This is a genomic window from Nitrospira sp. KM1 (assembly GCF_011405515.1).
Classification (GTDB): domain Bacteria; phylum Nitrospirota; class Nitrospiria; order Nitrospirales; family Nitrospiraceae; genus Nitrospira_C.
This window is the reverse complement of sequence record NZ_AP022671.1, coordinates 2,308,320-2,322,111: the sequence shown is the minus strand read 5'-3', so window position 1 is coordinate 2,322,111 and position 13,792 is coordinate 2,308,320. Positions and strand designations below refer to the sequence as shown.

General features: G+C 59.5%; 6 protein-coding genes. All 6 read left to right on the top strand.

Annotated features, from left to right (window positions below; all coding sequences use genetic code 11):
- Window positions 1–254 precede the first annotated feature (254 nt).
- Window positions 255–3,692, top strand: a complete 3,438-nt coding sequence (locus W02_RS10705; RefSeq protein WP_173047508.1) for a molybdopterin-dependent oxidoreductase — start codon at window positions 255–257, stop codon at window positions 3,690–3,692.
- 101 nt (window positions 3,693–3,793) lie between these two features.
- Window positions 3,794–5,083, top strand: coding sequence for a 4Fe-4S dicluster domain-containing protein (locus tag W02_RS10700; protein ID WP_173047506.1), 1,290 nt, complete (start codon window positions 3,794–3,796; stop codon window positions 5,081–5,083).
- Window positions 5,084–5,260: 177 nt separating this feature from the next.
- Complete coding sequence (locus W02_RS10695) at window positions 5,261–5,959, top strand: CHASE3 domain-containing protein (protein ID WP_173047504.1); 699 nt, start codon at window positions 5,261–5,263, stop codon at window positions 5,957–5,959.
- Window positions 5,960–5,997: 38 nt separating this feature from the next.
- The gene (locus W02_RS21880) at window positions 5,998–7,635 is read left to right on the top strand and encodes a sigma 54-interacting transcriptional regulator (protein WP_305080018.1); all 1,638 of its coding nucleotides are present in this window, start codon (window positions 5,998–6,000) and stop codon (window positions 7,633–7,635) included.
- Between the two features lie 216 nt (window positions 7,636–7,851).
- The gene (locus W02_RS10685) at window positions 7,852–8,856 is read left to right on the top strand and encodes a multicopper oxidase domain-containing protein (protein WP_197741990.1); all 1,005 of its coding nucleotides are present in this window, start codon (window positions 7,852–7,854) and stop codon (window positions 8,854–8,856) included.
- A 37-nt stretch (window positions 8,857–8,893) separates the two neighbouring features.
- Window positions 8,894–13,744 carry a multicopper oxidase domain-containing protein gene (locus tag W02_RS10680; protein WP_173047502.1) on the top strand — a complete coding sequence of 1,617 codons (4,851 nt, stop codon included), beginning with the start codon at window positions 8,894–8,896 and terminating at the stop codon, window positions 13,742–13,744.
- Window positions 13,745–13,792 lie beyond the last annotated feature (48 nt).

The window sequence follows — 13,792 nt, the reverse complement described above, 5'->3', positions numbered from 1 at the left end:
GAGCGAAGGCGCTCATGGCGCACGCCTATCTGATTCTTGCTGCATAATCAAATGATTAGAAGAACGTCATCATCAGATGGCCATGTATGGACATGGTATGGGAGTTGCCCTGCACCTGATCGTGGGGTCCGTCCTGATTGCCGTCACATTCAGGCAAATATGAAGCAAAGAAAGGAGGTGGGAGAGTCGATACGGGTTTGGACGAGACCGCAGATCTTCGTTCTCATATTTTTTTAGCAAGGAGGAATACCCTCATGGTTTTATCACGTCGACAATTCTTAAAAGTGTCCGCGGGTACCGTTGCCGTGGCGGCGGTGGCGGACAAGGTTCTGGCGCTGACGGCGCTGCAGCCGGTCATCGAGGTGGGCAATCCGCTCGGTGATTATCCGGACCGCTCGTGGGAGCGGGTCTATCACGACCAATATCGCTATGATTCTTCTTTTACTTGGGTTTGCTCTCCGAACGACACCCACGCCTGCCGCATCCGCGCCTTCGTCCGCAACGGCGTCGTCATGCGCGTGGAGCAGAACTACGATCATCAAACCTACGAAGATCTCTATGGCAACCGCGGGACGTTCGCCCATAACCCGCGGATGTGTTTGAAGGGCTTCACCTTCCATCGCCGCGTCTACGGCCCGTATCGCTTGAAGGGGCCATTGATGCGGAAAGGGTGGAAGGAATGGATGGATGCCGGCTCGCCGGAACTCACGCCGGAAACAAAGCGGAAATATAAGTTCAACAGCCGATTCCTGGACGACATGATTCGTGTGTCCTGGGACACGGCCTTTACATATGCGGCGAAGGCGCTGGTCACGATCGGGACGCGCTACAGTGGCGAAGCCGGTGCGCGGCGGTTGCGCGAACAGGGTTATGCGCCGGAAATGATCGAGATGATGAAGGGCGCCGGCACCCGCTGCTTCAAGCACCGCGCCGGCATGCCGATCCTCGGGCTGCTCGGCAAGCATGGGAACACTCGTTTCAACAACAGCATCCTGGCCCTCCTGGACTCCTGGATCAGGAAGGTGAGCCCGGAGCACGCGCAGGGCGGCCGTTATTGGAACAACTACACGTGGCACGGGGACCAGGATCCCTCTCAGCCTTGGTGGAACGGCACGCAAAACTGCGATACCGACCTTTCGGACATGCGCTTCTCCAAGCTGAACACCAGCTGGGGGAAGAATTTCGTCGAGAACAAGATGCCGGAAGCGCACTGGAAGCTCGAGTCGATCGAGCGGGGCGCCCGGTTGGTCGTGATCACGCCGGAATACAACCCCACCGCCTCGCGCGCGGACTATTGGATTCCGGTGCGCCCGGAAACCGACGGCGCGCTCTTTCTCGGCGCCAGCCGGATCATCGTCGATGAAAACCTGCAGGATATCGACTTCTTAAAGCAGTATACGGACATGCCCTTGTTGGTCCGTACCGACACGCTGCAATACTTGGATCCGCGCGACGTGATCAAGGAATATGCATTGCCGGATTTCTCGCATGCCTATTCGGGGCGCATTCAAGGCCTGAAGCCCGAGTACATTCAGCGGCTTGGCGGCATGATGGTGTGGGATCTGAAAAAGCAGCAGGCGGTGCCGCTGCATCGTGAACAAGTGGGCTGGCATTACCTCGACGCGGGGATCGATGCCGCCTTGACGGGCACCTACCGGGTCAAGTTGCTCAACGGGCGCGAGGTGGATGTCGCCCCGATTTATCAGCTCTACATGGTCCATTTCCAGGATTACGATCTGGATACCGTGCATCAAATCAATCGCGCCCCCAAGGACCTCATTGTCCGCTGGGCGAGGGATTCGGGCACGATCAAGCCGGCCGCCATCCACAACGGCGAAGGCGTCTGCCACTATTTCCACATGACGTCCATGGGACGGGCGGCGGCGCTGGTGTTGATCTTGACCGGCAATATCGGAAAGTTCGGGACCGGCTGCCATACCTGGTCGGGCAACTACAAGGTCGGCATCTGGAACGCGGCTCCCTGGTCAGGCGCCGGCGCGGGAGTGCATCTCGCGGAAGATCCGTGGCATTCCAATCTGGATCCGAACGCACACGGTAAGGAAATCAAGTACAAGACCTATTATTACGGTGAAGAGCCGGGCTACTGGAATCATGGCGACACCGCACTGATCGTGAACACCCCGAAGTACGGACGGAAGGTGTTCACGGGCAAGACGCACATGCCGAGCCCCAGCAAAGTGCGGTGGGTGGTCAATGTGAACATCCTGAATAATTCCAAGCACCATTACGACATGGTGCGCAACGTGGATCCGAACATCGAAATGTTGATCACGCAGGATATCGAGATGACCTCGGACGTGAACCACGCCGACATCGCCTTTGCGTGTAACTCCTGGATGGAGTTCACCTACCCGGAAATGACCGCCACGGTATCCAATCCCTGGATCCAGTTGTGGAAGGGCGGCATCCGGCCGTTGTACGACACGCGCAACGACCTCGATACGTTCGCCGGCGTTGCGGCCAGATTGGGGGATATCACCGGCGACAATCGCATGAGAGAGGTCTTCCACTTTGTCTATCAAAACCGCGTCGATGTGTACGCGCAGCGTGTGCTGGATGCCTCCAGCACCCTGTACGGCTACAGCGCGGACGTGATGCTGAAGTCGGAGAAGGGCTGGATGGTTATGGTTCGGACCTATCCGCGCCATCCGCTCTGGGAAGAAGTCAACGAGAGCAAGCCGCAGTGGACGCGCTCGGGCCGGTTGGAGACCTACCGGGTGGAACCGGAGGCGATCGAGTACGGCGAGAACTTCATCGTGCACCGGGAAGGCCCGGAGGCGACGCCGTATCTGCCGAACGCGATCATGACGAGCAACCCGTACGTCCGGCCGGACGACTACGGGATTCCGATCACGGCGCAGCACCACGACGATAAGACGGTGCGCAACATCAAGCTGCCGTGGCAGGACGTCAAGCAACATTCGAATCCGTTGTGGGAGAAGGGGTACCAGTTCTACTGCGTGACGCCCAAGACCCGGCACCGGGTGCACAGCCAGTGGTCGGTGAACGATTGGGTGCAGATTTACGAGTCGAACTTCGGCGATCCGTACCGCATGGACAAACGGACGCCGGGCGTCGGCGAGCACCAGATCCACATCAACCCGCAGGCGGCGAAAGACCGCGGCATCAACGACGGCGACTATGTCTATGTGGACGGCAACCCGGTGGACCGGCCCTATCGGGGCTGGAAGCCCTCGGATCCGTTCTACAAGGTCGCGCGCTTGATGATTCGCGCGAAGTACAACCCGGCCTATCCGTATCACGTGACGATGGCGAAACACGCTCCGTACGTGTCGACGGCGAAGTCGGTGAAGGGCCACGAGACGCGGCCGGACGGCCGGGCGATCGCGGTGGACACCGGCTATCAATCCAACTTCCGGTATGGGGCCCAACAGTCCTTTACCCGGTCGTGGCTGATGCCGATGCACCAGACCGACTCACTCCCGGGCAAGCACGCGATTGCCTGGAAGTTCAAGTGGGGCTATGCGATTGACCACCATGCGATCAACACGACCCCGAAGGAATGCTTGATCCGCATCACGAAGGCGGAAGACGGCGGCATCGGGGCCCGCGGGCCGTGGGAACCAGTCCGGACCGGGTTTACGCCGGGTCAGGAGAACGAATTCATGATCAAGTGGCTCAAAGGGGAGCACATCAAGATCAAGGTGTAGCCATCGCTGTCGGTCGGAGCGGGATCCTCGTGTGCCATGCGGGATCCGCTCCGGGTCCCCCGGTCAGCAGGAGACACGTGAGCATTTAAGGAGGATTCACCATGCCTGAAGTCTATAACTGGCAACTGGGACGGAAGATGCTGTACCCGTACGAGGAGCGGCATCCGAAGTGGCAGTTTGCCTTTGTGTTCAACATCAATCGGTGTTTGGCCTGTCAGACCTGTTCGATGGCGGACAAGTCGACGTGGCTGTTTTCGAAGGGGCAGGAGTACATGTGGTGGAACAACGTGGAGACGAAGCCCTACGGGGGGTATCCGCAGTTCTACGACGTGAAGATCACGCAGTTGATCGAGCAGGTGAACCCGGGGGGGCAGGTGTGGAACGTGCGGGTGGGCCGCAAGCACCATGCGCCCTATGGGGTGTTCGAAGGGATGACGATCTTCGACGCGGGGGCCAAGGTGGGCCAGGCGGCGATCGGCTACATCCCGACGGACCAGGAATGGCGCTTCGTGAACATCTACGAGGACACCGCCACCTCGATGCGCTCCTTGGTGGAAGGCATCGATAAGTCGGGGTTCTCGCGCGATGAACCGTGGCGGCTCACGGGCAGCAGCCTGCCGGAGCATGAGACGTTCTTCTTCTACCTGCAGCGGATCTGCAACCACTGCACATACCCGGGGTGTCTGGCGGCCTGTCCGCGCAAGGCGATCTACAAGCGGCCGGAAGACGGCATTGTGTTGATCGACCAGAACCGCTGCCGGGGGTACAAGAAGTGCGTGGAGCAGTGTCCGTTTAAGAAGCCGATGTACCGGGGGACGACCCGGGTGTCGGAGAAGTGCATTGCGTGCTATCCGCGGATCGAGGGCAAGGATCCGCTGACGGGCGGGGAGCCGATGGAGACGCGCTGTATGGCGGCGTGCGTGGGCAAGATCCGCATGCAGAGCCTGGTGCGCATCGGCGAAGACGGCCTGTGGGCGGAGGACCGGTGGCATCCCCTGTACTACACCATTCGGGTGGAGCAGGTGGCGCTGCCCTTGTATCCGCAGTGGGGCACCGAGCCCAACGGCTTCTACATTCCGCCGCGGCATTCCCCCCGGGGCTATGCGCGGCAGATGTTCGGCCCGGGCGTCGACAATGCCATTGAGAAGTACCTGGTGCCGAGCCGGGAGCTGTTGGCCGTCCTCCAACTCTGGCGGGCCAGCCAGCAGATCATCTTCCGCTACGACGTCATTCCGGGCCCGAAGGTGTTTGAAACCCAGATCCACGGGAAGCGCTTTGAGATGTACAACGATACCGTGCTGGGCTTCAACAAGTCGGGCAAGGAAGTGGCCCGCATCCAGGTCGAAGAGCCCATCTACATTCGCCCCGCCGAACGGGTGAACTGGCTCTAGGACCAAAGCAGATCTCACCGGCGTGGCATGCAGCCGTGTACGCATGTACGCGCATGTATGATTGAGACGCTGCATGAAGTGGTCGAGTGAGCCGGGAGGAGCGTCGCTTCTCCCGGCTTCCTTATCTTGGTGTACTGATGAAAACCATGTGCGCAGAGACAAGGCGGATCGGAACGTATGCGAACACGGACTGTATTCGGAGTGTTGGCGGCAGGGACGTGCTTTCTCTGCATGCTGGGTGTTCAGACCGTTCTGATCGAGCAATGGTGGGCGATCCATGAAGCGCAGGTCCGACAGTCTCATATCCGGCAGGAGGTGCTGAGGCTGGAGCGAATGGTGGCCGATGTCGACAATGGGTTCAGAGGATACGTGCTGATGCAGCAGTCCTCGTTTCTGATCCCCATGGTCGCGGCCGAGGGAAGTATTCCAGGTATCGTGGACGGACTACTGCGTCTCACATCGCCGTGGCCGGATCTGCAATTCAGAGTGAGAACCGTGAATGAGCGGGTGACGGAGCTGCTCGATGCCAAACGACGGTTGACACTGGCTCTCGAGCGGGGTGGAGAGGAAGATGTCCTGTCATATATTCGCGGGGGAAAAGGTCTTGCGCAGGCGACCGCCGTGGCGATGGCATTCCGCGATCTGGACGGAAAGCTTACCGAGTATCAGGCTGATCACGATCAGCAGATTGCCAGCGGAATCGAGTGGGTGCGATGGGGGCTGGCCGCCACGGCGACGGGAGGCTTTGCGTTTGGGATCGCGATCGGTCGTGCGATGGGTCGGTCGGTAGATCAGGGTGCGGAGCCGCCGGCGCCGGCCTTCTTGGTCCACGAGCACAACCACAATCAATCGGACCGGCAACGGGATTTTGTATAATGACCCAGTTACCTTGCGATGGAGAGAAGGGTTCACGTATGCTGAATGGAGATCTTACCCCTCACCAGCCGCGGATTGCTGACCGTCGCGATCATTCGCCGGGAGAGCAGGAACCTGTCGAATCGACCGGCGATTTCTTGTCCGGAGGATTGCAGATGCGGGATACCGATGAAAGTTATCGGGCGCTGCTGGCCGTCACCAACGTCCTGAACTCTCAACGCGACACCGACAGTCTCTGGCGCGCCATCACCGAGCAGATACGGAAAGTGCTGCCCTGGGAGCGCGCTGGCGTCACTCTGTACAATCCGGACACCAACTCGTTCCGCTTCTACGCTGTCGAAACCACGATGCCGCAGCGAGAACTTCAGCGCGATGCCGTGATTCCCAAAGCTGGCAGCGCCGTCGGATGGGTGTATGAAAATCGGACTATCCACGTGCGACCGAACCTGCAACGCCAGCGGTTGTTTCTGGAGGACGATTACTATGTCCGTGAAGGACTGGGACGGATGATCAACTCTCCACTGATGATCGGTAACACCTGCATCGGCACGCTGAACATCGGCAGCGTCGAGTGCGGGGAGCCGGATCCATCCGATCTGGAATTTCTCCAGTTGGTGGCGACGCAGATTGCCTATGCCATCGACCACGTGCGGGCGTACGAGCAGATCGATCGTCTCCGCCATCAGTTGGAGCACGAAAACGAATATCTGGTCGAAGAGCTCAAGCTGACGCATAACTTCGGAGCGATGGTGGGTCTCAGCGCCGCGTTTCGCACCGCGTTGGGACAGGCGGAAGCGGTGGGCCCGACGTCGACCACCGTGCTCGTCACCGGCGAGACCGGGACTGGCAAGGAACTCATGGCACGGGCCATTCATGAGCTGAGCACTCGCCGTGATAAGCCATTCGTCCGCGTGAACTGTGCGGCGCTCCCGATGGGGCTCGTCGAAAGCGAGTTGTTCGGCCATGAGCGCGGAGCGTTCACGGGCGCGGACCAACGGCGTCCCGGGCGGTTCGAGCTGGCCAACGGCGGAACACTCTTTCTCGATGAGATCGGCGAGATGCCGCTGGAAGCTCAGGCCAAGCTGCTCCGCGTGCTCGAGGACGGTCTGGTGGATCGTGTGGGAGGAACCCGTCCTGTTCCGGTCGATGTTCGCATCGTTGCGGCGACCAACTCCGACCTGGTGAACGCCGTCAACGAAGGCCGGTTCAGGCAGGATCTGTACTATCGGCTGCACGTATTTCCGATTCTGTTGCCTCCCTTGCGTGATCGCCGGGAGGATATCCCGCTGCTCGCCCGCCATTTTTTGGAAGCGTACCGGTCGAAGTTAAAGCGTGCCGTGCTGGAGCTCAATCCGGAGTCGTTGACGCGACTGACGAATTATTCCTGGCCCGGCAATGTCCGTGAACTACAGAACGTGATCGAACGGGCGGTGATTCTGGCGCGCTCACCGGTTGTCACCGTCGAACCGCTGGCAACCGTGAACGGTGTGTCGGAATCCACGTCCAATCTCATCGACGTCGAGCGCAGGCATATCCTGCGTGTCTTGGAATCCGTTCATTGGCGGATCTATGGGACATATGGCGCTGCGGCGCAGCTCGGTATGAATCCCAGCACGCTTCGAAGCCGCATGAAGAAGCTCGGTCTGAGCCGTCCGTTGAATCTTCCCCTCTCCTAAATCGCGACGTCATCCGCGACATTTCGCGAGCCATCGCGCCATTTAGCGATTACTATCCGGAGATCGCTGAGCGGTCTCAGCGAATGCGTGCGTTTCTCTCCAAAAGTCGCATGGTTAATGACATCTGTTCCTAAAAAATGTCCGGCACGACAGTTGCTGATAAATTTGCTCGAAGATCTATACGTGCTCATGGGCTAATCATTTTTTGGAGATACCATGGAACGGATCGGACCGGACACAGGGGTGAAAATGTCGGATCAGAATGCCTCCGTCGTGGAGGAAGAAGCGCGCGCTCAACGACTCGGATGGGCGCTCCTGCTGGCGGCGGCCGCCGGCTTGTTCGTGGCCGACGTCGGTCGGGCCGAGGTCGTCACCGTTCAACTGCGGGCAACGGTTACCAAGGTCGAGGTTGCCAAGGATGATCAACGCGAGGCGTGGACGTTCAACGAGTCGTTTCCAGGCCCGGTCATCCGCGTGAAGGAAGGAGACATCGTCGATTTCACGTTGAAAAACGAGGCCGACCGGGTGCACTCGATCGATTTTCATGCGGCGAAGACTCCATGGAACCTCCATTTTCAGGGAGTTCCAACGGGCTCACAATCGACCTTCCGATGGAAGGCCGATTATCCAGGCGTCTTTTACTACCATTGCGGAACCGACCCGATGATCCAGCACATTGCGAACGGGATGTTTGGCGCCGTCGTGGTCGAACCGCGCCATCCCGTGACGAAGCCCGATCGAGAGTACGTCATCGTGCAAAGCGAGGTCTATCCGACGCCATTCGATGTGGCCGCGATGATGGCGGGTAAACCCAAGCTGGTGGTGTTCAACGGTAAGGCGAACAAGTACCTCGATGAGCCGTTGCGGGCCAAGCCGGGGGAACTCATCCGGCTGCATGTGGTCAATGCAGGGCCGAATCACTTCTCCGCGTTTCACGTCATCGGCGCCATTTTTGACCGGGTGTATGCCAGCGGCAATCCCAAGAACGTCGAATACGGAGTCCAAACGTATACGTTGCCTCCGGGCGGAGGTGCCACATTTGATCTCATCATTCCGGAGGAGGGCATGTATCCCATGGTGACCCACTCCCTGCAGGATGCACTGACCGGGGCGCTTGGCGTGATTCATGTCGCCAAAGAAGATTCTCCCAAGGTCGGTTTCGAACCGTCCGGTCATGCAAACGAAGACGCTGTGGCTCGCGCAGCCGATTCCAATCCGTAGACAGCCGCGTAGAGCCGGATATCCAGGAACCTTTACCATGAGAGAGGACATTACGATGCGGAGGCGTTTCGAACATTCTCGGTCACTGGCAAAAATTCTGTGCGCCTTGGGCCTGGCGTTCGTCGGGACCGAGGCGGCGGCGCAACACGCGAATCATGACGCGGGAAACCCGCAGGCGACCACGGCATGGGCTCAGCAGCTGAAAGGGCAGACAATCGTCGAGGACGTGATGGAAGGCCGTCCGGAACGCACCGCCATGATGGAGCGCCAGCATCAACGGATCATGCAACAGATGGAGCATGACGCCGCCGAACAGCATGGCGACGGGTACTTCAACAACGTCAACATGATGCACCAGTACGGCGCGGGCAACCAGGATGTGCTGCTCATGTCCGATTCCGGTGCGGAGCCGGTATCCATGGGAGGTGGACGCTGCCCGGCGTCGGCACCGGTGCGGAAGTACGATATCTCGGCGATCAACGTTGAGATATCCCTCAATATGTGGCTCGACTACTATCCCGGCTACATGTACGCGCTGACCGAGAACGTCGAGAAAGTGCGGGCGGAGGAAACCGTCAATCGCGAAGCCCGCGACAAAGAGGGCTATGATCCCGGTGCCGTCAAGAACGGCTTGCAGAGTCAGTGGATCCAACCTCTGGTGATCAGGGGCAATCAGGGCGACTGCGTCAAGATGACGCTCCGTAATCAACTCGAGGGCGGCGAAGAGGTCAGCCTCAACATCCATGGATCCAGCATGGTGATCGCCTCGACGGGACAGCCGGCGACCACGACGAACCCCGATAGCATCGCACCACAGGGCAAAACCGTGGAACTCGAGTGGTATATTCCGCCGACGCAGCAGGAAGGCGGGCGTCAGTTCCACTCGTACAGTAACGACCGCGAGTTGACGGTCATGGGGTTGTTCGGGACCTTCGTCATCGAACCCAAAGGGTCGGAATACCTGGATCCGATCGGCAGCGGCGAGCCCACGCCGATGACGAGCGGGTGGCAGGCGATCATCAAGAATGGGAACGGTCCGGATTTTCGTGAATTTGTGCTGATGTACCACGAAGTCGGCGATGAGGCCTTCAGACCACTGAACAAAAAGGGCGATTTCCTCCCGCAGCGCGATCCTCTGACCGACGTCTACCGTCCGGTCGCCCGTGCCCTGAATTATCGCAGCGAGCCGTTCGGCGTCGACAACATGCAGACGCAGCACGAGTACTTCGGCTTCGAAGACGAATCCATGGCGTACAGCGCCTATACATTCGGTGATCCGGCGACGACCGTGCCGCGCAGCTACCTGGGTGATCCGGCCAAGTTTCGGCTTGTCCATGGTGGGTCGGAGGTCTTCCACTCCCACCATCCGCATGGCGGATCGATTCGCTGGCCGCGCAGTCCCCGTGCAATCGACGAGATGCCCTTGTGGCATACGGCCAAAAACGGTCCGGTCAAATATCCCGTGATTCGGACCAAGTCCGATCGCGTCGACGTGGAAGTCATCGGACCCTCGGAGACGATGGATCTGGAGACGGAATGCGGATCAGGCCTGTGTCAGCAGTTGGCCGGAGATTTCCTGTTCCATTGTCACGTCGCGCACCATTACATCGCGGGGATGTGGGGCTACTGGCGCGTGTACAACACCTTACAGCAGGGGGAGGTCCACAATGACACGATGCCGTCCCTTCGTGAACTCCCTGACCGAGCGGGCCGTATTCAAGCCGGTATTACCTCGGATCAGCTCGTCGGTCGCACACTGGACTGGTTCGGGAAGACGTTCAACATCGTCAAGGATAGCAAGACGGATTGGAAGGCTTCGCCTGCCGTCGTCAATGTAAAGGATTGGGTGACGATGCAGTTGCCCCCGCAGGGGCAGCCGGGCCACAAGGATGACGAAATGGCCCAGACACGGTCCTATGATGCCAGTGTCTTGGACTGGGCGTGGCAGGCCGACCGTGCGATGACCGAACGCGAAAATAGCGTGGCGAATCCGCGATACGTCTCATTGACTCCCGGCAAGCGGGTGCCGATCCTGTTCGAATCGGCCACGGGGAAGGTGGCCTGGCCCCATTTGAAGCCGCATTTCGGCCGGCGCGTGCCGTTCTCGCAGAATCACAATCCGTCTCCCTGGTTGGAAATGATCCATCTGGACGAAGACGGAGCGCCGAGTTCCTATCCGGCCAAGCCTGGTGAGAATGGCCGCTGGAGCCTCTGTCCGGAACAAGCCGGCTCCAAGGTCTACAACGTGCACTTCATCCAGACGCCGATGACGTTGGCGGATAAGCAGGGCGATACCCCTGCGATCGTGGATAAAGACGGCTTGATTTACGTGCTGCACGAAGAAGAAGCTCAGGTCCGCAAGAGCGACATCAAGTATCCGCTCGTCGTGCGGGCAAATATTTACGATTGCATCGACTGGATGCTGACCAGCGAATGGGAAGATGACGAGCACATCAACTTCCATTCCTCGAAGATCAACACCCACTGGCATTTCCTGCAGTTCGATAACCAATCGTCGGATGGGGTCATCACCGGATTCTCGTATGAGCAGTCGGTGCGGCCCTTCACCATGCTCGAGAAAAAGGTCAACAAGGGTCTTCCGGTGCCGATGAACACGACGTTCACGAAGCCGGCCAAGAAGGGCGAGCGAGTCATCACGGTCAAGAACGCCGCGCAGTACCATCCGAACGTGGAGATCTTGATCGGCGCGGACAACGTCGGAGGTAACGAGATCGGGCGGGTCAAATCCATCAAGGGCAACCAGATCACGCTGTATCGCCCGTTGAAGCACGATCATCCGGCGAAGGACATCGTCACGGTCGAATTCGTCCGTCAGCGGTTCTGGGTGGACTCCGATGTGGGCACGGTTTTCTGGCACGACCATGCGCTCGGTCGGGTGACGTGGCCGCATGGAGGATTCGGGACGATCGTCATCGAGCCGGTTGGTTCGACGTATCATGACCCGAAGACCGGCAAGCAAATCAGGAGCGGTCCGTTGGCCGATATTCGGACTGCTGAACCCGTCGGCTACGGAGTCAATGGCAGCTTCCGCGAGTTGCTCGTGCAACTCAACGACACCGTGCCTCACACGGTGAACATCGTGACAGCCGGGAATCCTCCGGGTCAGCCGATCGAGGTGGCCCTCGAAGCCGGCAAAACCGTGTCGTTCCCGATGCCGGAGCACATTCCGATGACGCCGATGCCCTTTCTCAACGGCGGAACACATACGACCGGCGGTGGATTGAATTTCAAAGCCGAGCCGGTCTCCAGCCGATTGGCCTCGAATCCCGATGCCTCCAAGCTGTTCAGCAGTGCCGCCCACGGCGATCCCTATACACCGATGGTGCGAGCGTATCTCGGTGACACGGTGGTGTTCCGTCTGCTTCAGACCATGGCGAACGAAACGATGGTGTGGACGCTCTCCGGTCACACCTATCTGACCGAGCGCTATGCGGGTGATGCCAACCGGAAGAACTCGATCCATATCGGCATTGCTGAGCGCTATGATCTCGTGGTGCCGCAAGCCGGCGGACCGCGGCTCCAACCGGGGGACTACATCCACTTCAACGGACGTACCTCCAAATTCTCGGAGGGTGCGTGGGGCGTGATGCGGGTTCTGGACAAAGAAGTCCCGGATCTTCAGAAACTGCCGGCCGGGTACAGCCGCAGAAACAACATTCCGCAGCCGCTGCCGATCTGTCCGGCGGACGCTCCGGTGAAACACTTCAACGTGGTGGCGATGGATTATCCCGCGATGAAGCTGAATCCGAAAGCTCCCGATGTGATCGAGGTGGACTTCGAGCGGACGATCCAAATGGTGAACCCTGACGCGAAGATCTACGCGTTGGAGGAGGAAGTCGCCAAAGTGGGCAGCGGGCTGCAGCCGATGCCCCTGACGTTGCGCGGCAATGTCGGTGACTGCCTCAAAGTCAAGTTGACCAACCGGATGAAAGAGGGACGAGCCTCGTTCTCCGCCATCGGGTTGGCGTTCGACCCCAAGGATTCGCTCGGCGCGAACGTCGGGAACAATCCAGGCGATCAGACGGTCGCACCGGGGGAGAACCGCACATACACGTATTACGCCGATCCGTTCCTGGGAGAGACCGCCTCGTTGGTGTGGGATTGGGGCAACGTAATGACCCATCCACGGAACGGGCTCTATGGTGCGCTGGTGATTGGGCCAAGAGGCGCCCAGTACCGCGATCCCAAGACCGGGGCGGACATTTCGACGAAGAACAGCTGGGTGGCCGATGTCATCGTCGACCGGACGATTCAGGGCTATGAACATCGCGTCAACTACCGCGATGTGGCCCTGTTTTTCCAGGACGAGGACAACATCATCGGGACGAGCTTCATGCCGTATGTGCAGAACACGGCAGGTTTGATCTCCGTCAACTATCGTGCGGAGCCCTATAAGTTCCGGCAGGATACCGGATGTAGTCTCGGCAAAGTCTTCCAACCATGCGTGGTGGACAAGCCCGAGGACCCTGCCACCCCGATCATCGAAGCGCACGCCGGAGATCCCGTGCGCATCCATGTGTTCGGGGCGAGCAATGAGCAGAACGGCATGTTCGCGGTCGAACGCCATGAATGGCCGATCGAGCCGTTCATGCGCGGGGCCGACATGATCAGCGTGGTGGAGTTCTCGGGATCGGAAACTCTGGATGCCTTCATTCCTAGCGCAGGCGGCCCGTTCCGGCTGACAGGCGACTATGTGTGGAGCAACCAGCGGTTGCCCTATTCGCAATCAGGACAGTGGGGATATCTGCGGGTGCTGCCATCCGGCGATCAGCGCATCAAGCCGCTGACCGGCGTCAGACCTGGTGTGAAACAGGCCGACGCAGAGCTTCCGGCCCGGATCGGACCGGTGTCTTCGACCAGACAATAACGCTCCTGTCCGCCCGGAGGTGATGAGCGGGGAGAACTCGTCAAAACG